Raw genomic sequence first — 20,128 nt, 5'->3', positions numbered from 1 at the left:
CGCTAGCCCTCAGCGGCCCTGGAAGACGGGCGCGCGCTTTTCGACGAACGCCGCGACGGCTTCCTGCGCGTCGTAGGAGGTCGACAGCTTCGCGGTGTTGCCCTGTTCGTAGATATAGCCGTCGCGCAGCGTCATATTCTCGATCGTGCGCATGCTGTCCTTGGCATAGCGCGTCGCGAGCGGGCTCTTCGACGCGATCACCGCCGCCATCTCCATGCAATAAGGCAGCAATTCGTCGACGGGCAGGCACGCCTCGATGATGCCGCGGCGATACATTTCGGCGGCCGGGGCGCGATAGCCGGTGAGCATCATCCGACGTGTCAGCGAATGCGGGACGATGCGCGAGGTGTGCTTGCCGCCGCCCATCAGGCCGACGTCGATTTCGGGAAGGCCGAAGACGGCGTTTTCGGACGCCACGATGATGTCGCAGCTCGCGGCGAGGCCGAAACCGGCACCGAGCGCGGGGCCGTTGACTGCGGCGATGACGGGCTTTGCGCAATCGGCGATCGAGTAGGCGACTTCGCGCACGACGCGATTACGGCGCCAGCGCGTACCGGGGACGGTCAGGTCGGGCCGGTTCTTGAGGTCCGCCCCCGCGCTGAAGCATTTGCCCGCGCCGGTCAGCACGGCGACGCGCACATCGTCGCGGTCGTTGAAGCTGTCGAAAACGTCGGTGAGTTCCTGGAGCATGTCGAGCGCGGCGGCGTTGACCGGTGCATTATCCAATGTGACGAGCGCGACGTAATTATCGATTTCGGTGCGAATGCTGCTCATTGATTTGTCTCCCATTTGCCGGGGGTCATTGCACCGCGCAGGCTCGATCGGGACGCGAAAGCCGCGAGACGCGTCGAAAATCTCATTCTGGATTGAAAGCCATCGTGCGGAATCGCGCTTGTGATTATCGGCGCCCTTCCGGCCGCGCGCATTGCTCTTCACGCTGCAAAGCAAGAACGGGGGCCGGTCGCCCTTCACGGGGCGGCGACACGACTTAAAGCCAGCGCACCCCCTTCGAGGCGAATCGCCAACGAACGGAAGAACGGAAGCGCGATTCACGAGGGAGTGGACAATGAACACACACAGCAAGCGTCTTTTAGCGGGAGTCGCCTTTGCGGCCATGACGATGGCGGTGCCCGCATTCGCACAGGACGACGTCGCGCACGACGACAGCGCGCAGGAAGACGCCCAGCAAGACGGCGGCCTCGGCGACATCATCGTGACCGCGACGAAGCGCGGTTCGGCGCAGAATGTGCAGGACGTTCCCATCGCGATCACCGCCTTCGGGTCGAACGAACTCGACAGCATCCACGCGCGTTCGATTGCCAGCGTCAGCTACGCGGTCCCCAACGCCTCGCTCGAAAGCGTCGGCACGACGCCGGGCTATGCGAATTTCTCGATCCGCGGCCTCGGCATCAACAGCTCGATCCCCTCGATCGACCCGACCGTCGGCGTGTTCGTCGACGGCGTCTATCTGGGCGTCAGCGCGGGCGTGCTCTTCGACACCTTCGACCTTGAGGGCGTCGAAATCCTCCGCGGCCCGCAGGGCCTGCTGTTCGGCCGCAACGTGACCGGCGGCGCGGTGCTGCTGCGCACCACGACCCCGTCGAACCGCTTCCGCCTCGACGCCAAGGCGGCGCTGTCGACCGGCCTCGAAAAGCGCGCCAGCATTTCGGTTTCGGGTCCGCTGGCGGGCGATGCGCTGAGTGGCAAGGTCGCGGTCTATTACAACGACGACGACGGCTGGTTCCGCAACGATTTCGACGGCAAGAAGATCGGCGGCAGCGAAACGCTGATCATGCGCTCGGCGCTCCGCCTGCAGCCCAACGATAGCTTCGACCTCGTCCTGCGCTACGAGCATGGCCGCATCCGCGGCGACGGCCCGGCGGTGACGAACCACGGTCTTTTCCCGCGCGACAGCTTCCGCGTGAACCAGAATTACGCCGGTTTCACCAAGACCGACTGGGATCAGGGCATCGCCGAGCTGAATATCGACACCGCGTTCGGCGACGGCAAGATCACCAACATCGCCGCCGTCCGCGCGCTCAGCAATGACTCGGGCGCCGACGTCGACGGTTCGCCCGCGACCAACCTGCACTCGCGCAACAATATCGCGCAGTGGCAGTTCAGCAACGAGCTGCGCTACGCGGGCACCTTTGGCGCGTTCGACGTGACGACCGGCCTGTTCTACTTCAATCAGGACATCAACTATGCCGAACAGCGTCTGCTGTCGGGCGGCGCGCTGACCGTATCGGGCGGCGGGCGCCAGAAGCAGCGCACGGGCGGCATCTTTGCCACCGTCGACTGGCATCTGAACGACATGCTGACCTTCAGCGTCGGCGCGCGCTATTCGGCCGAGGAAAAGGACGTGCAGGTCCGCTCGATCGGCGTTGGCGGCTGCAACCTCGACACGCTGCGCTGCAGCTATGACTTCACCGACAAGGATAGTTGGGACGGCTTCACCCCGCGCATCGGCGTCCAGTTCAAGCCGACCGACGACACGTTGCTCTATGCCTCGTTCGCCAAGGGTTTCCGCAGCGGCGGCTACAACTTCCGCAACCTCAACCCCAATGTCGACCCGGGTCCGTTCGACCAGGAAAAGCAGGACGCCTATGAAATCGGCCTGAAGCAGGAGATCGGCGGCTTCGCACGCGTCAACCTCGCCGGCTTCTACAGCCGCATCAACGGCACGCAACGCGAATTCCAGGCGCCCTTCGCGCCGTTCGGCAACTTCCAGATCATCACCAACGCCGCCGACGTGTCGATCAAGGGCATCGAGGGCGAGGTGCTGCTCAAGCCCGTCGCCGGCCTGACGATCGCCGGCCAGTTCGGCTATACCAAGGGCAAATATGAAGACATTCTCTTCGATCTCAACGCCGACGGCGTCATCAACGACACCGACTATGCGCTGAAACTGCCGCGCCTGTCGCCGTGGAGCTATGGCGGGTCGATCACCTATGCGACGAATGTCGGCGGCGATTTCGACGTCGAGGGCCGCGTCGGCGCCAATTATCGCGACGCCGCTTTCTACAACGACCAGAACACCGGCCTTCTCCGCGCGGCAACGATGGTCGACGCCAGCCTCGCGGTCACGCACGGGCGGGTGAAGGTGTCGGTTTACGGAAACAACCTCCTGAACGAGGCGACCTTCGGGACCGAGGCGCCGCTGCCCTTCTTCGCCGGATCGACCTTCTCCCCGCTCAACAAGGGCCGGGTCTACGGGGTCGAAGTCGGATATAAATTCTAACCTCTCTCTCCCACTGGGGCCCGCCCAAGGGTCCGTACTCCCTTACAGCACCGTCGAGGTTTGGAGAAAAATGGCCCAGTGCGAGGAAAGAAGGCGAAGGAATATGTCGATATTTCAAGACTTCTTGACGACGCAATGGGCCATTTTAATCAAATCCCTTCGGGACGCCCAAATGGCTTCCATGCCGATCCGAAAGCCGCTTGGAAAGGCAACCAGCCTTCCCGGCGCGTCTTTCGGCCCGACCTGTTCGCCATTTGGGCGCCTCGACGGCGCTGTAAGGGAATACGGACCCTGAAGCGGGCTCCATTTTTATGGGCAAACCCACCATGACAAAATCACTCGAAGGGCGCGTCGCGCTCGTCACCGGCGCGTCGCGCGGCCTTGGCCGCGACATCGCGCTCAAGCTGGCCGGCAACGGCGCATCGATCGCATTGCTCGACCGCAAGGCGCACTGGGCCGAAGATCTGGTCCAGCAGATCGCGGCCGACGGCGGCAAGGCGATCGCGCTCGGCTGCGACGTGTCCGACGGCGCCGCCCTGCATGACGCATTCGATACCGCCGCGGCCGAGCTCGGCGGGATCGACATCGTCGTCAACAATGCGATGTGGACCAAATATTCGCCGATCGAGGGCATCGACGCCGAAAGCCTCGACAAGATGCTGGGCGTCGGCATCGCCGGCATCATCTGGGGCACGCAGGCGGCGGCCAAGCATATGCGCGCGCGCGGCAGCGGGTCGATCGTCAATATCGCGTCGGTTTCGGCGCACATGGGCCTCCCCAACGCAATGGTCTATTGCGGGATCAAGGCGGCGGTCGAGGGCATGACGCGTTCGTCGGCGATCGAGCTTGCCCCCTCGGCCATCCGCGTCAACGCCGTCGCGCCGTCGACCGTCGCGACCGAAGGCGTGCGCGCGATGCTCGACGATGCGACCTTCGAGGCGCGTGTCGCCAGCACCCCGCTCGGCCGGCTCGGCGAAACCTCGGATATTGCCGAGGCTGTTCTCTTCTTCGCCGACAGCGACCGTTCGGGCTTCGTCACCGGCCAGTCGCTGCTCGTCGACGGCGGCATTTCGATCGCGCTGCGTTAGGCGTAGACTCCCTCCGCGATCCCCGGGACGTCGAGCCCGCGGATCGCGGTAATCCGCCCCGCTTCGGGGTGGTCGGCGACCAGCCGGTGCCCCGAATTGGCGATGCTCGTCAGATAGAGAATATCGAGCTCGGGTCCGCCGAACGCCGGGCACGACGGATAGGGCAGCGGCACCGGGATCGACCGCAGCAGCTTGCCTTCGGGCGAATAACAGCCGACCGCCTGCGCGAGCACCAGCGCAACCCATATCCGTCCCGCGGCATCGACCGTCGCGCCGTCGGCGCCCGATCCGCCATGCGCCTGGCAATCGACGAGGTCGTGGCGCGCCCCGATCGCGCCGGTCGCCTGATCATAGGCATAGCGGCGCAGCTTGCCGTCGAGGCTGTCGGCGAAATAGAGCGTGTCGCCGCCCGGCGAAAAACAGATGGCATTGCCGATCCCGATCCCGCTTTCGAGCTGCGCCGTCGCGCCGTCGGCGTCGAGCCGGAACAGCGCGCCCGCGCCCAGGGCATCGCCCGTTCGCATCGACGCACACAGGAAACGCCCGGCGCGGTCGGCCTTGCCGTCGTTCAGCCGCGTCCCCGCCGCCATCGCGGGGCGCGCCACAGGCGACACCTGCCCGCTGCGCGTATCGAAACGGCAGAAGCCGTCGGCCAGCGCGACGATCAAACCGCCTTCGGCCAGCCCAATGCTGCCGATCGGCTGCTCCAGCGTCCATTCGGCCTGATCACGCCCCTCGGCATCGCTCGAATGCAGGCGCGCCGCAGTGGAATCGACCCACCAGAGCCGTCCGCTGCGATGATCCCACAACGGGCTTTCACCGAGGCCGGCGACGCCGGCATCCAGCAGTTCGATTTCGACAGGCATAGAATCTCCTTTTCGCCGCGACGATAGACGCCGACGCGGCGCGCACAGCGCATCGCGCGCTGCGGCTCCCGATTATTCCGGATGAAATGCTTATTCGGCCGCGATGGCGTATTCGTCGATATCCTCGTCGCCTGCGGGGCGCTGATCCTGCGGGAAACGTTCGTGAAACTCGGCGATCGTCTCGCGCATGATCTCGACATATTCGGCACGCCGCGGCGACAGCCGCTCGGTCGTGCCGCCGATCCCGATGACGAGCGGAATGCCGTGAATGCTCTCGCCCAGCGGCATCGCGATGGACGCGATCCCCGGCACCGGATGCTCGGGCCAATAGACATAGCCCGTGTGACGGATCCAGCGGATGCGGCTCATCACATCCTCCAGCGTGATCCGCCGGTCGGGGTTGAGCTCATAATAGTTGGAATAACGATAGATCTTGTCGATCTCGCGGTCGCGCATCCGGCTCATCAACGCCATGCCCGACGTCGCATCGAGCATCAGCCGCATCTCGCCCGGATTGGGCGGACGCTTGTGCGGATGGTCGGGCACGCGCATCATCACATACTGGATGAACAGGTCGTTCTGCGTGACGAGGACTATCGTTTCGTCGGTCTTGCGGAAAAGCTCGTCGATCAGCCAGCTATAGCCGCTCCCGAAGGCGACATGGCCGTAAAGCCAGCTTCCGAGCGACGCCACCTGCAGCGTCGGCAGATAGGTGCGCGTGTTGCGGTTGTAATTGAGATAGCCCTCGATCACCATGCTCTTCAGCAGGTTCGTCGTGCTCGACTGCGGATAGCCGAGCGCCGAATAGATTTCGTTGAGGCGCAGCGGGGTGCGGCGGTCGCGGAACAGTTCGAGCACTTCGAAGGTGCGCGATGCCGATTTGACGGGTTTTCTCTTCATCTCTCCATCCCAACAACGAGAAGGCGTCATCGCCTTGAACGGTCGGTCTAATCGCCGTCCTTCGACGGTCTCTGATGAAGACATGATAACTTCAAAGACCGCCAAGCGGCCAAAACCGCGGCTTTCGCAGCCCATATCACATATGTGATTTCCGTGCGACCCTCAGGCGTGCGCGATGGCGGCCGTCAGATGCGCCGAAATCCGCTCGCCCCACGCCTGCCTCAGTCGCGGCGGACCGTCGTGGCCCATCGTCTCGTCGACCTCGAAAACGGCGCCCGGGATCGCCTCTGCGGTCTCGGTCGCGCGGGCCAGCGGGATCACCTTGTCGTGACGGCCATGCAGGATCAGCGCGGGGATGCGAAGCCCGCCGAGCGCCACGCGCAGGTCGGGGGCAGCGAGGCTGGCGGCGAAGTGGCGCGCGGTGCCGCCGGGGTGAATGCCGTGCCGCCAGGCGATCCGCGCCTCTTCGGCAACGCGCTCTGCGTCGAAATCCTCCGCCATGCCGTTCGCCTGCGCGACGGTGAGCTGGCGCGCGACATAGGCCTCCTCGTCCGGAATATTTTCCGTCATCAGCCGGTCGAGCGCGGCGTCGGGAACCGCATCGGCCATCGACCGGCTCATCGCCATGACCAGCGCGAGGCTCAGCACCCGATCGGCATGGTGAAGCGCGAGCTGCTGCGCGACGAGCCCGCCGATCGAACGGCCGACAAAATGCGCCGCAGCGATACCCTCGGCATCCATCACCGCCAGCACATCGGCCGCCATGTCGGCGATGCCATAGGGCGGCTTGGCGTCGCCCGCCCCCAGAGCTGCTGCCTTGATCGCGTGCAGGTCGGGCATCGCGCCGGCCATTGCGGCCGAGCGCCCCGTGTCGCGGCTGTCGACACGGATCGGCACGAAGCCCGCGGCGACGATCGGTGCGCAGAAAGCATAGTCGAAATCGGTCGACGGACGCCCTGCCCCCGCGAGCAGGATCACCGCGGGACCGGCCCCCGCCGCCATGCGCTGATAATCGATGCGGACCGGGCCGTTCATCGCAAGGGCCATGCGCGTTTCTCCTCGCCGACGGCCCTGCGCGGTCCGCGCCGGCCGTGCGAGCGTGACACGACGCGCGCGCGACATATCAGCATGGGGATAATCGCCGCGCGCGGCTGCTCGGCGCCTGCGCCCGGCAAACTCGCGCCTAAGGTGCCGCGATGAAAGACGGGCGATCTGCCCGCCACGGAGAGGCGAATGACCGGCGACACCATCCCCCATACCGACGACACCCGGCCGACGCGCATGCCCTATGGCGCGCTGTCGCTGCTGATGATCGTCTATGCCTTCAACATGCTCGACCGTCAGATCGTGACGATCCTCGTCGAACCGATGAAGGCCGACCTGAACCTTGCCGACTGGCAGATCGGGATGATCAGCGGGCTAGCCTTCGCGCTCTTCTATACATTGCTAGGCATTCCGCTCGCGCGCATCGCCGACCGCGGCAACCGCGTCGGGATGATCGCCATCGCGCTTGCGGTGTGGAGCGGCTTCACCGCGCTCTGCGGCCTTGCGCGCAACTTCACCGAATTGCTGCTCGCGCGCATCGGGGTCGGGGTCGGCGAAGCCGGCTGTACCCCCGCCGCGCACAGCCTGATCACCGACTATGTCCCGCGCGAACAGCGGGGCCGCGCGCTCGCCCTCTATTCGCTGGGCGTTCCGGTCGGCTCGCTCGCGGGCCTTGTCCTCGGCGGCATCTTGCTCGCCAGCCTTGGCTGGCGAGCCGCCTTCCTGATCGCCGGCGTTCCGGGCATCCTGCTCGCAGTGATCGTCTGGTTCACCCTCGACGAACCGCGCAAGCGCGCCATCACGACACAGACCGCCGTCCCGCACATGCCGCTGGGCCAGGTGCTCGCGACGCTGCGCCGCCTGCCCAGCTTCTGGCTGATCTCCTTCGGTACCGCGATGGGCGCCTTCGGCTATTATGGACAGGCCTCCTTCTTCGGTTCGCTCTACATGCGCACGCACGTCGCCGGGATCGACGCGATGGCCGCCGGCTGGGGCGTGCCGCCGACGGTCTTCCTCGGGCTCAGCCTTGGCCTGATCGTCGGCCTTGTCGGCATGGTCGGCACCTTCGTCGGCGGCCAGCTCGCCGACCGCGCCGCACGGCGCGGGATCAAGGGCTATACGCTGGTGCCGTCGACCTCGCTCGTGATCGCGGCGCCGCTGTTCGCGGGCGCTGCGCTCGCGCCGACCGTCGCGCTGTCCTTTACCTTCCTCAGCTGCGCGATCTTCGTTCACGCGCTCAACTATGGCTCGGTCTTCGCCTCGGTGCAGACGCTCGTCCCGGCGCGGGTGCGCGCGATGGCGGCGGCGGTGCAATTGTTCGTGACCAACGCCATCGGCCTCGCATTGGGGCCGCTGTTCGTCGGCATCGCCAGCGACCTGCTCGCCCCCTCGCTCGGCACCGAACAGGGCCTACGCGCAGCGATGGCGCTCGTCGCGCTGCCGCTGGCGATCGGGTCCTTGCTCTTCTGGCTGGCGGGCCGCCGGATCGAAGCCGACGAGGCAAAGCAGGCGGGCTGAGCCCGTTCGCCTCACAAAAAAAGCCCGTTCGCCATCAGCTTGGCGAACGGGCTTTTCGGCATATCTGAAATATCAGCGGGTCAGTTCCGCAAAGCGCGCCTTGTGATAATCGCGGTCGCCGTGCGCGAGGTCGAGCATCATCTGGCGGCGCAGGTGATGGCTGACGATCAGTTCCTCGCTGGTGCCGACCCCGCCGTGGAGCTGCACCGCCTGCTGCGCGACCGCAATGCCGCATTGCGCCACACGCACCTTCGCCGCGGCGATCAGCGACGACGCTTCGCCGCCCCTCGCAAGCTGCGACGTCGCAACCATCGTCAGCGCGCGCGCTTCCTCGCACGCGACGCTCATGTCGACGACCTTGTGCTGGACGACCTGAAAGCTGCCGATGGGCACGCCGAACTGCTGGCGGGTGCGGACATAATCGAGCGTCGCCTCGACCGCCGCCTCCATCGACCCCACGGCCTCGGCCAGATGCGCGACGATCGCGCGGTCGCGCGCCGCGTCGATACGATCCGCTGCCTCACCGATCGCGCCGACCGGAATGCCCGCGACGTCTGTCAGGTCCAGGCTGCAATGGCGGTGACTGTCGACCGACCGAAAGCGCTGGACGGTCAGCCCCTCGGCGCTCGCGGGGACGAGGAACAGGCTGACGCCGTCGCGCTCGCCCGAAACGCCCGCCGTGCGCGCCGACACCAGATACCAGTCGGCATCGGCGCCATCCTCGACATGCGCCTTGGCGCCGGTCAGTTTGAAGCCGTCGCCATCGGCCGCCGCGCGGGACGAAATGGCCGCAGTATCAAAGCCTTCCTCCTCGATCAGCGCCGCCGCAATCCGCACCTGTCCAGCCCCGACCTGCTCGATCAGAGCCGCACAATGCTCGCCGCCGCCCGCGAGCAGCGCCGCCGGAAGCACGCAATGGCTGACATAGGCGTCGGTCATCAGGTGCCGCCCGACACCTTCCATGATCGCCATGACCTCGACCGGCCCGCCACCCAGCCCGCCGTCTTCCTCGGCAACCGGCAGCATCAGCCAGCCAAGTTCCGCCATCTGCGCCCAACGCCGCGCGGCACCTTCGCCAACTTCCGCCAACCGCTTCAACCGGTCGGCAGCATTCCATTCGTCGGCGCCGAAGCGCAGGGCGCTGTCGTGCAGCATCTGCTGCTCGTCGTTAAAGGCGAACTGCATGGGTCTTCTCCCTCAAAGGCCGAGCGCGCGGCGCGCGATGATGTTGCGCTGGATCTCGCTCGACCCGCCGTAAATGGTGGTGACGCGCGCATAGAGCGCACCCTTCAACGCGAAGGGCATGTCCTCCGGCAACTCGCTTTCGTCGCCCAGCGCCGCAAAATGCTGCGCCTTCGGTCCCAGCGCCTCGACCCACAGGGCCGTCGCCTGCTGCGTCAGTTCGGACCAGCGCAGCTTGACCATCGACCCGCGCGGGCCGGAATCGGCGCCCGCTGCAGCGTCGGCCATCAGCCGCAGCACCATCGCCTGCACCGCCATCGCCTCGATCTCGACCTGCGCCAGCTTGGCCCTGAACTCGGGCTTGTCGATCAGCAGGCCGTGCCCGGTCTTGCGCCGCGTCGCCGCCTCGCGCACCGCGCGCAGCGTCTGCGGCAGGAACATCGCGGTCGCCGCAGCCACCATGCGCTCGCGATCGAGCAGCACCTTGCCGTAATTCCAGCCCATGCCTTCTTCGCCGACGACATTAGCGGCGGGAATGCGGACATCGTCGAGGAACACCTCGTTCGTATGATGCTTTTCGTCGAGCGTGTGGATGGGGCTGATGCGGATGCCCGGCGTATCCATGTCGACGAGCATCAGCGAAATGCCTTGCTGGCGCCGTCCTTCGTTCGAGGTGCGGGCAAGGATGAACATGCGATCGGCAACATGCGCGTAGCTGGTCCACATCTTGTGCCCGTTGACGACATAGTCATCGCCGTCGCGGTCGGCGCGGGTGCGCAGCGCGGCAAGGTCCGAGCCCGCGCCGGGCTCCGAATAGCCCTGACACCACCAATCCTCGCCGCTGATGATGCGCGGCAGGTAGAAATCCTTCTGCGCCTGGCTGCCATAGGTGAAGATGATCGGGCCGATCAGTTCGAGACCCTGATGGAATTGCGCGGGCGCATCGGCCGCCGAGGCCTCCGACCAGAAAATATGCAATTGCTGCGGCGTCCAGCCGGTGCCGCCATATTCTTTCGGCCAGGTCGGTGCGCCCCAACCGCGCTCGGCGAGCCGGCGCTGATAGGCGACGAGATTTTCGGGCGACAGCCGCAACCCGGCGCGAACGGTCTTTTTCCAGTCTTCGGGAATCGAGTTCGCGAAAAACTCGCGCACCTCTTGCTGAAACTCCCGGTCTTCGGGCGCCAGGTCCAGATTCATGATCGCATCTCCCATCAATTGCGGCGGGCTTAGCCGCAGCATCGGCCCGCTGGCTCGCGGACGGCGGACGACAGCGCCAATTTCGCAAATGTGATTGTGGGCCTGTGCGCCCTGCGACGCTTCGCACCCGCGCGGTGCTGGGCAATCGTCGCCGCCAATCAAGTCATTAAAGGAGAGGTTTCATGTTCGGCCTGATGCAGGCGCAGCCCCTGACGACCGCGATGCTGATCCGGCACGCGGCGACCAACCATCCGCGGCGCGAGATCGTGTCGCGGCGCGCCGACGGATCGCTCGAGCGGTCGGACTGGCAGACGGTCGAACGCCACGCGCGCCACATCGCCGCGGGGCTCGCCGATCTGGGCCTGCAACCCGGCGACCGCGTCGCGACGCTCGCCTGGAACCGCCTGCCCCACCTCGAACTCTATTATGGCGTCAGCGGCGCCGGGATGGTGCTGCACACCGTGAATCCGCGCCTCTTTCCCGAGCAGATTCGCTACATCATCGACCATGGTGGTGCGCGCGTCCTCTGCGTCGACCCCGATCTGCTCGCGGTCGTCGAGCCATTGCTCGCCGACCTGCCGAAGATCGAGCGTGTGATCGTCCTCGCCGATCAGGCCGACATGCCCGGAACCACGGTCGCCGATCCCATTTCGTACCAGAGCCTGACCGACGGCCCGCGCGCCATTACAAGCTGGCCGGACCTCGACGAGAACAGCGCCAGCGCGCTCTGCTACACCAGCGGGACGACGGGCAATCCGAAGGGCGTTCTCTACAGCCATCGATCGACCGTGCTGCACGCGATGAGCGCGCTCGCCAACGACAGCATGTCGCTGGGCGCGGCGGACTCGATCCTGGTCGTTACCCCGCTGTTCCACGTCAACGCGTGGGGCATTCCCTATTCGGCCGCGATGGCGGGATCGAAGCTGGTGCTGCCCGGATCGGCGCTCGATCCGGTTTCGCTCTATGAACTCATGCGCGACGAGGGGATCACCTTCTCGCTCGGCGTACCGACGATCTGGTTCGCCTTCCTCGATCATCTCGAACGCGAGCGCGCGGTCGAGGATCGCGAGGCGCTGAAGCTCGACCGTATCTTCACCGGCGGCGCCGCGACGCCGCGATCGCTGATCCAACGCTTCCGCAAGTTGCTCGGCGTCGAGACGATGCAGGCGTGGGGGATGACCGAGACCAGCCCGGTCGCGACCGTCTGCCGCCCGCTCGCGCATCACGCCGATCTGGACGAGGAGGCGCAGATCGACCTTCGCGCGATGCAGGGCCGTTCGGTGTTCGGCATCGAACTGCGCATCGAGGATGAGGATGGCAACGAGCTGCCGCGCGACGGCGAAGCTGCGGGCCTGCTCAAGGTGCGCGGGCCATGGGTGCTCAGCGCCTATCACCGTCAGGCGGCGGGCAGCGCGCTCGACGCGGGCGGCTGGTTCGACACCGGCGATGTCGCGAAGATCGACCCCGACGGATTCCTCCAGATCACCGACCGCGCGAAGGACGTCATCAAGTCGGGCGGCGAATGGATTTCGTCGATCGACCTCGAAAATGCGGCGGTCGCGCATCCGAAGGTCGCCGAAGCGGCGGTGATCGGCGTCGCGCATCCCAAATGGCAGGAACGCCCGTTGTTGCTCGTCCAGCTCCACGACGGCGAAGCGTGCACGAAGGACGAGATCATGGACCATCTCGCCGACAAGGTCGCGCGCTGGTGGCTGCCCGACGATGTGATCTTCGTCGGGGAGTTGCCGCATACCGCGACCGGCAAGCTGCTCAAGACCGAACTGCGCAAGCGCCACGGCGATCATTTCGCCGCAGCGGCGGATGCGATCACCTGATCGCGAAGACGTGATACATCGGGCCGTCGTCGGTGCGCATGCCATTGGCGACGGCGACGATGCGGTTCATCCAGTCATAATCGGGATGTGAGGTTACGAAACGCGGCGTCGTGCGCAGGTACAGATCCTCATAGGGTCCGGGCTCGCGCCGCCGGAAACGCTCGGCCGCTTCGGGCGAGGTCGGGACGGCGAGACCGGTGTAGTGCATCGCGATCCGCGCCCCGTCGTCGGTTTCGAGCGAGGTGCGAACGTCGATGATCATCGTGCCGTCCGCCCGCCAGGTGACCCAGTCGGCGCCGTCGGGCATCACGCGGCCCTTCAGGCGCGGCCCCTCGAACGTCCCGCCATGCACCGGGAAAATCCCGAGCCGGCCTTCGCCGCCGATCGGTTGCGCCTGATCATAGGCGACGTTCAGCCGCATCACGAACAGCGGCTCCCACGCCAGCGTGTCGATCCCCATCATGCCTCTCCCTTCGTGCCCGCACCGAACAGCGTATAAACCGGATCGTCGGGCCAGGGGCGCCCGACCGATTTGCGGTGCGCAAAGCGTTCGGCCTCGCTCTTGTCCGGCGCGGGGCGTTCCTCGACCCAGTCGAAGACGACCACACGGTCGGCGACCCGCCATTCGCCGCCGCGTTTCTCGAACCGGTCAACATAGCGCCCATGCATCGTGAGTTCGATCAGCCCGCCGTCGCCGCCGGGCTGGCGCTGCAAGGCGGTAAAATAGCTTTCGACCGCCGCCTCGTCGCCGCGCAGTTCGATCAGGATATTGTGGAGTTGATGAATCCCACGCTCGATCAGCGGCAGCGTCTGCATCGCCCAGTCGATAAAGCCGTCGGTCGTCCCCTGATAGGCGCCATGATCGTCGGTGCCGCCGGGCCAGCAGGCCGAGCGCAGCATTTCCTCGTCGGCGCGGTCGATCCCGCGGCAATAGCGATAGAGGCAATCGCGGATCATCTCGCGATCCCAAAGCGCCGCAATCCTTCGCTCGCCGTTGTCCATTCATTCCGCTCCTATTCTGTTCCGGGAGCCTGCGCCCAATGCCGACAGACATGAAATGATGTCATCGCGCGACGACCAATATCCTATGGGGGATGGTCCCAATCACGCATTTTGGCCGATTACAGACAGTCAGCTTTTGAAAACGAAACGAGGAGAACGGACGGTCGAGGAGTGTGCAATCAGTTCAACCGGTTCTTAACGATCTCGCCGGCGCGCATGATGAGATCTAGCTGACGTCCATCGGCCGCGAGCAGCCCGATGTCCTTGAGCGGATCGCCATCGACGACGATAAGATCGGCATGAGCATCAGGTTTGACGCAGCCCAGCTTACCTTCCTGCAGAAGTATTTCAGCGCCCACCGACGTTGCCTGACGCAGCATTTCCAACGGCGTGAACACCGCGCGGCGGAACTCGAATTCGCGACACTGCTGATCGTATGTTGAACCGAGCAGGTCGGTACCGAAGCCCATCTTCACTCCGGCATCGCGCATATGCTGGAGCCCGTCGATCGCCGCGTCGGCAGCGACCTTGAGCTTGGCCATGCTGTCGGGTGTCATGCCGAGCACAGCGCCGACTTCCATGTTGACGAAGATTACTGACATCGTCGGCACGACGAAGGCGCCGCTCTTCGCCACGAACTGCGCCGTCGCCGCATCGATCAGCGTGGCATGTTCGATGCAGCGGACGCCAAACTCGATAGAACGACGGATCGCACTGACCGGGTGGCAATGCGCCGAAACATAGGTGCGGCGTTCGACGCACTCGTTCACGATCGCCCGGGTCTCGTCTTCACGAAACTGGTTCATCCACATCGGATCGCTCGGCGACATCACGCCGCCGGATGCTACGATCTTGATGCAATGTGCGCCGCGGCGCAGTTCCTCCCGCGCCGCCTTGATGCATTCGACGACGCCATCGACCACCACCCCGCCCCAGTTCATCGAACCGCACGAGCAATAGCCATGGGTATGATGTTTCTCGTTCGGTGTCCGATAATCGACGTGACCGCCCGTCATCGACAGGACCTTGCCCGCGTAAAAGAAGCGGGGTGCCCGTATCAGCCCGTCATCGATGGCCGCCGCAAGCGGATAATCGCCGCCGCCGATGTCGCGGACGGTGGTAAAACCGCAATCGAGTGCATGCCCGAGCTTCCTAATGGCGTGCGCGGTCCGATAAGGGGCATCGCGACTATCGACGAGCTTGGCATTCATGTCAGAAAAATACGCGTGGATGTGGAGATCGATCAGCCCGGGCATGAGCGTCTTGCCAAGGACATTGATCCGCTGCGCCTCGTCCGCCTTGATCGGGCTGTCCGACACTTCGCGAATGATGCCATCCTCCACCAGAACGGACATGCCCTCGGCACAGTCCGGCGAATGGCCATCGAAAATTCGCGCGTTTTCGAAAATGACGTTGGCCATATTTTCCTCGCCGATTATCTTAATGATTTCTTTTCAATGCCGCTCGAAAGCAGGCTTGCGCACGTTGCTCCGCTCGGGCGCTGCTAACTGCGCCGATAGCAGGCGCGCAGGAAGCTGAACCATGCCGGCACCCCACCGCTCAAATGGCTTTCGAGCGGGATTATCTCTGTGGAAACCTGCAAGCCGGCCAGGGGGCGATGCGACGTCTCGGCGAGCATCTGGGCCGTGCCGCGGGCCAGGAGCCGTTGATAGATGCTTGGCTCGGCCAGTTCGCGCGCACCCAGCGTGACATGCAACCGACGGTCCGAATAATCGCGCCCGGAGGCGACAGCCTCGCGGTACAGTTCGAATATCCGGCTCTCTTCCCCGACGATACCCGGGCTGCTGGCGCCGATGCTCTTGAACAAGTCTGATCGCTTGATCGCCACATAGGCTGCAAACAGGCCGCCATAGGATGCACCCCAAAGACCGACATTGGTCCCGTCGATCCGAAAGATTTTCGCCAATTGGGGGTGAAGTTCCTGTTCCAGAAAGCCCAGAAACTTGTCCGCCGCCGGATTGGCGAACATCTCAAGGTAGCGCGCGCCCTCATCCTGCGGAAGCAAGCCGGCCTGGACCGACATTTCCACGGCCTGCAGCATGATTTCGGGAACCGGCTCGCCCGGCGGGAGAAGGTCGCGGACGCGCAGCCACGGCCATGCGTGGCTTTCCTGCGCGCTATAACCGACGGACACGAGAATGAACGGAATCTGCGGCGACATATTGTCGCTTTGTCCCGATTGGTGAAACGGCGCGGTGGCGGGAAAGAACAGATTGCCGTCGACCTGATAGACGATCGGATAGACGCTTTCCGGATCGGCGGCATATTGCGCGGGCGTCGTGACCCAGGCGGAAAAACGCGCTCCGGCGATTTTCGAGTCGATCTCGAAATATCGGGTGACGGGAAAAAGCGTGTCGAATGAGGGCGTCGTTTCCGTCAATTCAAAGGAATCGGCCACCGCCGATCTGCCGGGGCCGTCCGCATCTCTTGCGGCGGAGCTGGGCGCCGCGAGGGCTGCCAAGGCGGCTTCGGTGACGAGTTCGCTACCGATCGGCGACACCTTTTTGGTTTCCACAGGCATGGTCATCTCCAATCCTTCATGGGTTGTGCACCGCACCGACATGGCGATGCGGGCGGCCGACAGGGCAATCTAGAATGTGGTGCTCAGAGCGATCGCAAAACTGCGGGGCCGCATCAGATAGGAGGATGCAGGGGCGCCCGGCATATAGTTCGCAACCCCCTTGCGATCGGTGATGTTCTCGGCGCGCAGCTGCACCTGATAGTTGCGGTAATTCAGTCCTGCGCGCAGATCGAAAGTGGTGCGCCCGGGCAAGCGCATGTTCGGGTCGGAGACGCTGCCCGGGAAGGATGTGAAACGGTGCGACTGATAGCGGAAGGTTGCGCCGAGCTGGCCCTGCAGGTCGCTACCGAGCGGGATGAGCTGATCGATGGTGGCCGACGCTGTCCAACGCGGCGTCTGGGGAATCGGGTCGCCCGCCGCCGCACCGATGATGGCGGTCACGCCGGGGTCGACTTCGGCCAGCCGTGAATTGGTATATCCAAGACTGGCTGTGGCGGTGAGCCGCTCCGTCGGCCGGGCCGTGGCCTGCACTTCGAAACCATCGACCTTTGCCTTGCCGGCATTTGCCAGAAGCTGCGAGCTGTTGAATATCGTGTAGAGCTGGATGTCGTTCCAGTCGATGCGGTACAGCGACGCTTCGAGGCTTAGCTTCCGGTCGAGAAAGTCACCCTTGAACCCGAGCTCATAGTTCCACACCGTGTCCGGGTCGATCTGGGTTTGCGCCCCGGGGGGCACGATCGCGGCGACCTGCGGACCACCCGGGCGATAACCGCTCGCCGCGCGTGCGAAAAAACTCAGCGTCGGGGTCGGCCTCCAGCGCAAGGTCGCCAGATAGGTCAGCTGGTCGTGGCTCGAATGGACGGACGGGAGTGTAACCGTGCCGCCGAGGAACGCGGTATAATATACGCCGCCATAAGAGGCGTTGAAGTCCTCGGTGCTATGCGCAAAACGCAACCCGCCGGTAACATCAAGATTGTCCGCCAGATAGACGGTCAGATTGCCGAAGGCCGAAATCTCCTCATATGTGTCGTTGACCGGCGTCGTAATGATCGTGCCGAGCGGATCGGGAAGTCGAACATTGGTCGTCATGTCGCGCGCCACGATATCGGTCGGCGAGGCGATCCGCTCATGCGTGTAGAATCCGCCCGCGACAAACTCGACGCTCCCCAGCCGCCGCGACACGAACCGCAGTTCGGCAGTTTTCTTGACCGCAGGTATCGTCGACACGACGGCCACGCCGGTATTCGCGGGATAAACATAACCCACCGACGCGAACACGGGAAAAAAAGGCGCATAGGTGGAGGTTACGTCGAGCTCGGTTTGCAATTTGCTCTCGAGGTAGGCCCCCGTGGCAATGATCTGTCCAAGGTCGGTGTCGTACCGGCCGGTGACCGAGGCCAGCCGGTAGCGCACCCGGGTCGGAGCATCGAAGAAATTGCTGTATTCGCGCTCACCATAGAGCGGGTTCAGCGTACCGGTGACGCTCGTCTCCAGCGCAGGACCGCGCGTGTCGATGTCCTGCAACTGGCCGACGACATCAAAGGTCAATTGCTCGGTCGGTGTCCACCGGAGAGCGAGGCGTCCGCCCTTGAAACGGCTGCGATTGACGTTCTCCGTACCGGTGCCGATATTGTCCACAAAACCGGGCGCTTCGCGATAGAATCCGGTGGCGCGCACTGCGAGCCGGTCGGTCACTAGCGGTATGTTGAGCGTGGCGCTGGCCGAATAGCCGACGCCACCACCGTCGATCGCGGTCAGCTCGGTTCTGGCGCTGCCCGAGAACCCCGACGTATCGGGACTCTTCGATACGAGCCGGATGACGCCACCAAGGCTGGAAGCACCGTACAGCGTCCCCTGCGGACCCTTGAGCACCTCTATCCGGTCGATGTCGGTCAGTTCAGGATCCGGCGCGATGAACGCGCCCCCGCCATTGGCCGAGCTCGCGGTGAACGGGACGTCATCGATATAATAGACCGTCGTCGCCGATTGCTGCAGGCTGCCCGTTGTGAGGCCGCGAATGAATATCTTTCCATTGCCCGGGCTGCCGCTGTCCTGGATGGTCAACCCGGGTGTCAGCGTCGCATAATCGCGGACCGACCGGACACCAAGATTGGCCAAAGTGTCCCCGCCCAGCACGGTGATTGCTGACGGCACGTCGCGCAGTTTCTGCTCGCGCTTGCTCGCGGTGACCACGATTTCACCCGAGCCCTGTTCTCCCGAATCCGGGCCCGCTGATGCCGTTGCCTGCGCCGCGGCACCTGTCGCGCCGATACATAAGGCCAGCAGGCTTGCCGACATACAGCAGATCGTCTTGGTCCCGATGCGCATCAGATTTCATCTCCCCATCTGTCGACCTCGTTTTCGTGCCGACATTCAAAATTTGCTCAGGACCAGCTTCCCCTGGCCCGGCAACATTGTCTTGAGGGTCAAATTAGCCGATGCCCGGCCGCGTGGCTTTTCCGAGCCGCCAAAAGAGCTTCGCGCGCCGCCAGATCGCTCGCTGTTACGATGAAGGATAAGACGTGCCGCCTTGACGCAGACGGCCTTGATGCACAAACTTGCTCCATGGCCAACTTTCCTGACAGCGTCGTTCAGACGGGTTCCCAGGTGGTTCCGATGCGGCGTTTCCCGCCTCCGGCGAAAGATGCTGCGCAAACGTCGGTGCGATATGCCGTCGCCGATTACGCAATCGACAGGATCGACTATCCCGATCAGCTTATCGAGACGTTCGAGCCTCTTGGCGACGGTCATTATCGCTGGCAGGTAAAAGAAGCCTTCGGAAGCGGTCGCTACGAATTTTGCGGTCTGACCGACGGATTTTTCGTCACCTTTGCGGAGACCGAATATTCTACGCCGCAGTCGGCGTACTTCAATTCGCCCGACAGTCTGCTCATTTACCTCGCCAGCAACGGCGACGGCGAATATGTCGCGGGCGGTGGCGCGCCCCTGAGCTTCGAGGCGCCAAGTACCGTTCTAATCGTTGAACCGGCCCACCAGCCACCCGCCGCGGTGACACTCGCGGGAGTCGCGCGCTACATCCACATCGTCGTGCACCGCGAGGTACTCAAGACGCTGTATGCGGGAAGCGCACAGGAGCTTCCCGCCTTGCTGCAAACCTTTCTCGAAGGAGAGCTGCGACACACGACCGGGCGCGCCTTGCCTCTCAGCGCGGCTATGCTGCGTTGTCTGGAGGATGTCCAAACCTGTCCTCTCGACGGACGTCGCCGTCGAATATTTCTGCAATCGAAGGCGCTGGAAATAGTCTGCCAGGCGCTTGAAGCGTTCGACCAGACCGAGTGTTTTCAGTCGCCCGAAGCGACCAAGCTGACCGCACGGGGGGTCGTAAAGGCGCAGCGATTTCTGGAATCGAACTACGTCTCGCCTCCTTCGCTGGAAGCACTTGCAGTCGAAGTGGGGCTGAGCCGCAGCGCGCTATGCACCGGCTTCCGCCAGATTTTCGGCCAGTCGGTATTCGACTATGTTCAGGACTTGCGCATGCAACGAGCGCTCGCGCTTCTAAGCGAGGGTGATGATCCCATCACCCAGATTGCCTACGCCGTCGGCTATAATCGCTCCTCGAGTTTTTCCGTGGCCGTGCATCGCCATTTCGGCACGACACCCTCCAAGCTGCGTCAACGCGGCGCGCAATCGGCTTAGGATGCCGCCAACAAAGGGCTAGGCTCCTGCCATGCTTGTTTGTAGCATGGCCGGGC

16 protein-coding genes are annotated in these 20,128 nt (G+C 64.3%); 5 read left to right on the top strand and 11 right to left on the bottom strand.

Annotated elements, in window-relative coordinates:
• Window positions 1-9: 9 nt before the first annotated feature.
• Window positions 10-774, bottom strand: coding sequence for an enoyl-CoA hydratase/isomerase family protein (locus tag VGU00_RS14150; protein WP_327469532.1), 765 nt, complete (start codon window positions 772-774; stop codon window positions 10-12).
• A gap of 292 nt (window positions 775-1,066) precedes the next feature.
• Here VGU00_RS14150 and VGU00_RS14145 point away from each other — a divergent pair, with 292 nt between their 5' ends.
• Both VGU00_RS14145 and VGU00_RS14140 read left to right on the top strand, forming a co-directional pair.
• Entirely contained in the window at window positions 1,067-3,241 is a 2,175-nt protein-coding gene (locus VGU00_RS14145) for a TonB-dependent receptor (protein ID WP_327469530.1), read from the top strand.
• A gap of 326 nt (window positions 3,242-3,567) precedes the next feature.
• Complete coding sequence (locus VGU00_RS14140; RefSeq protein WP_327469528.1) at window positions 3,568-4,329, top strand: SDR family oxidoreductase; 762 nt, start codon at window positions 3,568-3,570, stop codon at window positions 4,327-4,329.
• Here VGU00_RS14140 and VGU00_RS14135 read toward each other — a convergent pair.
• The 3 genes from VGU00_RS14135 to VGU00_RS14125 form a co-directional block, all read right to left on the bottom strand.
• Window positions 4,326-5,195, bottom strand: a complete 870-nt coding sequence (locus VGU00_RS14135) for an SMP-30/gluconolactonase/LRE family protein (protein ID WP_327469526.1) — start codon at window positions 5,193-5,195, stop codon at window positions 4,326-4,328. The genes VGU00_RS14140 and VGU00_RS14135 overlap by 4 nt on opposite strands.
• A 90-nt stretch (window positions 5,196-5,285) precedes the next feature.
• Window positions 5,286-6,095 carry an IclR family transcriptional regulator gene (locus tag VGU00_RS14130; protein WP_327469524.1) on the bottom strand — a complete coding sequence of 270 codons (810 nt, stop codon included), beginning with the start codon at window positions 6,093-6,095 and terminating at the stop codon, window positions 5,286-5,288.
• A gap of 162 nt (window positions 6,096-6,257) precedes the next feature.
• Complete coding sequence (locus VGU00_RS14125; protein ID WP_327469522.1) at window positions 6,258-7,142, bottom strand: alpha/beta fold hydrolase; 885 nt, start codon at window positions 7,140-7,142, stop codon at window positions 6,258-6,260.
• 186 nt (window positions 7,143-7,328) lie between these two features.
• Between VGU00_RS14125 and VGU00_RS14120 the strand changes: the two genes are divergently transcribed.
• Window positions 7,329-8,657 carry an MFS transporter gene (locus VGU00_RS14120; RefSeq protein WP_327469521.1) on the top strand — a complete coding sequence of 443 codons (1,329 nt, stop codon included), beginning with the start codon at window positions 7,329-7,331 and terminating at the stop codon, window positions 8,655-8,657.
• A gap of 72 nt (window positions 8,658-8,729) precedes the next feature.
• Here the strand turns inward: VGU00_RS14120 and VGU00_RS14115 are convergent, their stop codons facing one another.
• Window positions 8,730-9,842: an acyl-CoA dehydrogenase gene (locus VGU00_RS14115; RefSeq protein ID WP_327469519.1), complete on the bottom strand. Its 1,113-nt coding sequence runs from the start codon at window positions 9,840-9,842 to the stop codon at window positions 8,730-8,732.
• A gap of 12 nt (window positions 9,843-9,854) precedes the next feature.
• A complete protein-coding gene (locus tag VGU00_RS14110) occupies window positions 9,855-11,036 on the bottom strand; it encodes an acyl-CoA dehydrogenase family protein (RefSeq protein WP_327469517.1) in 1,182 nt (393 codons plus the stop codon).
• A gap of 182 nt (window positions 11,037-11,218) precedes the next feature.
• Between VGU00_RS14110 and VGU00_RS14105 the strand changes: the two genes are divergently transcribed.
• Window positions 11,219-12,871 carry a long-chain fatty acid--CoA ligase gene (locus VGU00_RS14105; RefSeq protein WP_327469515.1) on the top strand — a complete coding sequence of 551 codons (1,653 nt, stop codon included), beginning with the start codon at window positions 11,219-11,221 and terminating at the stop codon, window positions 12,869-12,871.
• On the opposite strand, the gene VGU00_RS14100 is transcribed toward VGU00_RS14105, so the two are convergent.
• The 5 genes from VGU00_RS14100 to VGU00_RS14080 all read right to left on the bottom strand — a co-directional run bounded on the left by VGU00_RS14100 (window position 12,864) and on the right by VGU00_RS14080 (window position 18,743).
• On the bottom strand, window positions 12,864-13,334 hold the full coding sequence (locus VGU00_RS14100) for a DUF3237 domain-containing protein (protein WP_327469513.1): 471 nt from the start codon (window positions 13,332-13,334) through the stop codon (window positions 12,864-12,866). The two genes, VGU00_RS14105 and VGU00_RS14100, sit on opposite strands and share 8 nt — an antisense overlap.
• On the bottom strand, window positions 13,331-13,873 hold the full coding sequence (locus tag VGU00_RS14095) for a nuclear transport factor 2 family protein (protein ID WP_327469512.1): 543 nt from the start codon (window positions 13,871-13,873) through the stop codon (window positions 13,331-13,333). Before VGU00_RS14095 ends, VGU00_RS14100 begins: the two co-directional genes overlap by 4 nt.
• 179 nt (window positions 13,874-14,052) lie before the next feature.
• Window positions 14,053-15,294 carry an amidohydrolase family protein gene (locus VGU00_RS14090; RefSeq protein ID WP_327469510.1) on the bottom strand — a complete coding sequence of 414 codons (1,242 nt, stop codon included), beginning with the start codon at window positions 15,292-15,294 and terminating at the stop codon, window positions 14,053-14,055.
• An 83-nt stretch (window positions 15,295-15,377) separates the two neighbouring features.
• The gene (locus VGU00_RS14085) at window positions 15,378-16,415 is read right to left on the bottom strand and encodes an alpha/beta hydrolase (protein ID WP_327469508.1); all 1,038 of its coding nucleotides are present in this window, start codon (window positions 16,413-16,415) and stop codon (window positions 15,378-15,380) included.
• Between the two features lie 69 nt (window positions 16,416-16,484).
• Entirely contained in the window at window positions 16,485-18,743 is a 2,259-nt protein-coding gene (locus VGU00_RS14080) for a TonB-dependent receptor (RefSeq protein WP_327469506.1), read from the bottom strand.
• 237 nt (window positions 18,744-18,980) lie between these two features.
• Here VGU00_RS14080 and VGU00_RS14075 point away from each other — a divergent pair, with 237 nt between their 5' ends.
• Complete coding sequence (locus tag VGU00_RS14075; RefSeq protein ID WP_327469504.1) at window positions 18,981-20,072, top strand: AraC family transcriptional regulator; 1,092 nt, start codon at window positions 18,981-18,983, stop codon at window positions 20,070-20,072.
• Window positions 20,073-20,128: the final 56 nt, after the last annotated feature.

This window comes from Sphingopyxis sp. (assembly GCF_035944815.1).
GTDB lineage: Bacteria > Pseudomonadota > Alphaproteobacteria > Sphingomonadales > Sphingomonadaceae > Sphingopyxis.
Note: the sequence above shows the minus strand (reverse complement) of the source record. Positions and strands in the feature narration are given on the sequence as shown.

Excerpts from the sequence above, each read along its gene's own strand:
- VGU00_RS14150 (WP_327469532.1), bottom strand. The coding sequence starts at position 774 with ATGAGCAGCATTCGCACCGAAATCGATAATTACGTCGCGCTCGTCACA.
- VGU00_RS14145 (WP_327469530.1), top strand. The coding sequence starts at position 1,067 with ATGAACACACACAGCAAGCGTCTTTTAGCGGGAGTCGCCTTTGCGGCC.
- VGU00_RS14140 (WP_327469528.1), top strand. The coding sequence starts at position 3,568 with ATGACAAAATCACTCGAAGGGCGCGTCGCGCTCGTCACCGGCGCGTCG.
- VGU00_RS14135 (WP_327469526.1), bottom strand. The coding sequence starts at position 5,195 with ATGCCTGTCGAAATCGAACTGCTGGATGCCGGCGTCGCCGGCCTCGGT.
- VGU00_RS14130 (WP_327469524.1), bottom strand. The coding sequence starts at position 6,095 with ATGAAGAGAAAACCCGTCAAATCGGCATCGCGCACCTTCGAAGTGCTC.
- VGU00_RS14125 (WP_327469522.1), bottom strand. The coding sequence starts at position 7,142 with ATGGCCCTTGCGATGAACGGCCCGGTCCGCATCGATTATCAGCGCATG.
- VGU00_RS14120 (WP_327469521.1), top strand. The coding sequence starts at position 7,329 with ATGACCGGCGACACCATCCCCCATACCGACGACACCCGGCCGACGCGC.
- VGU00_RS14115 (WP_327469519.1), bottom strand. The coding sequence starts at position 9,842 with ATGCAGTTCGCCTTTAACGACGAGCAGCAGATGCTGCACGACAGCGCC.
- VGU00_RS14110 (WP_327469517.1), bottom strand. The coding sequence starts at position 11,036 with ATGAATCTGGACCTGGCGCCCGAAGACCGGGAGTTTCAGCAAGAGGTG.
- VGU00_RS14105 (WP_327469515.1), top strand. The coding sequence starts at position 11,219 with ATGTTCGGCCTGATGCAGGCGCAGCCCCTGACGACCGCGATGCTGATC.
- VGU00_RS14100 (WP_327469513.1), bottom strand. The coding sequence starts at position 13,334 with ATGATGGGGATCGACACGCTGGCGTGGGAGCCGCTGTTCGTGATGCGG.
- VGU00_RS14095 (WP_327469512.1), bottom strand. The coding sequence starts at position 13,873 with ATGGACAACGGCGAGCGAAGGATTGCGGCGCTTTGGGATCGCGAGATG.
- VGU00_RS14090 (WP_327469510.1), bottom strand. The coding sequence starts at position 15,294 with ATGGCCAACGTCATTTTCGAAAACGCGCGAATTTTCGATGGCCATTCG.
- VGU00_RS14085 (WP_327469508.1), bottom strand. The coding sequence starts at position 16,415 with ATGCCTGTGGAAACCAAAAAGGTGTCGCCGATCGGTAGCGAACTCGTC.
- VGU00_RS14080 (WP_327469506.1), bottom strand. The coding sequence starts at position 18,743 with ATGCGCATCGGGACCAAGACGATCTGCTGTATGTCGGCAAGCCTGCTG.
- VGU00_RS14075 (WP_327469504.1), top strand. The coding sequence starts at position 18,981 with ATGGCCAACTTTCCTGACAGCGTCGTTCAGACGGGTTCCCAGGTGGTT.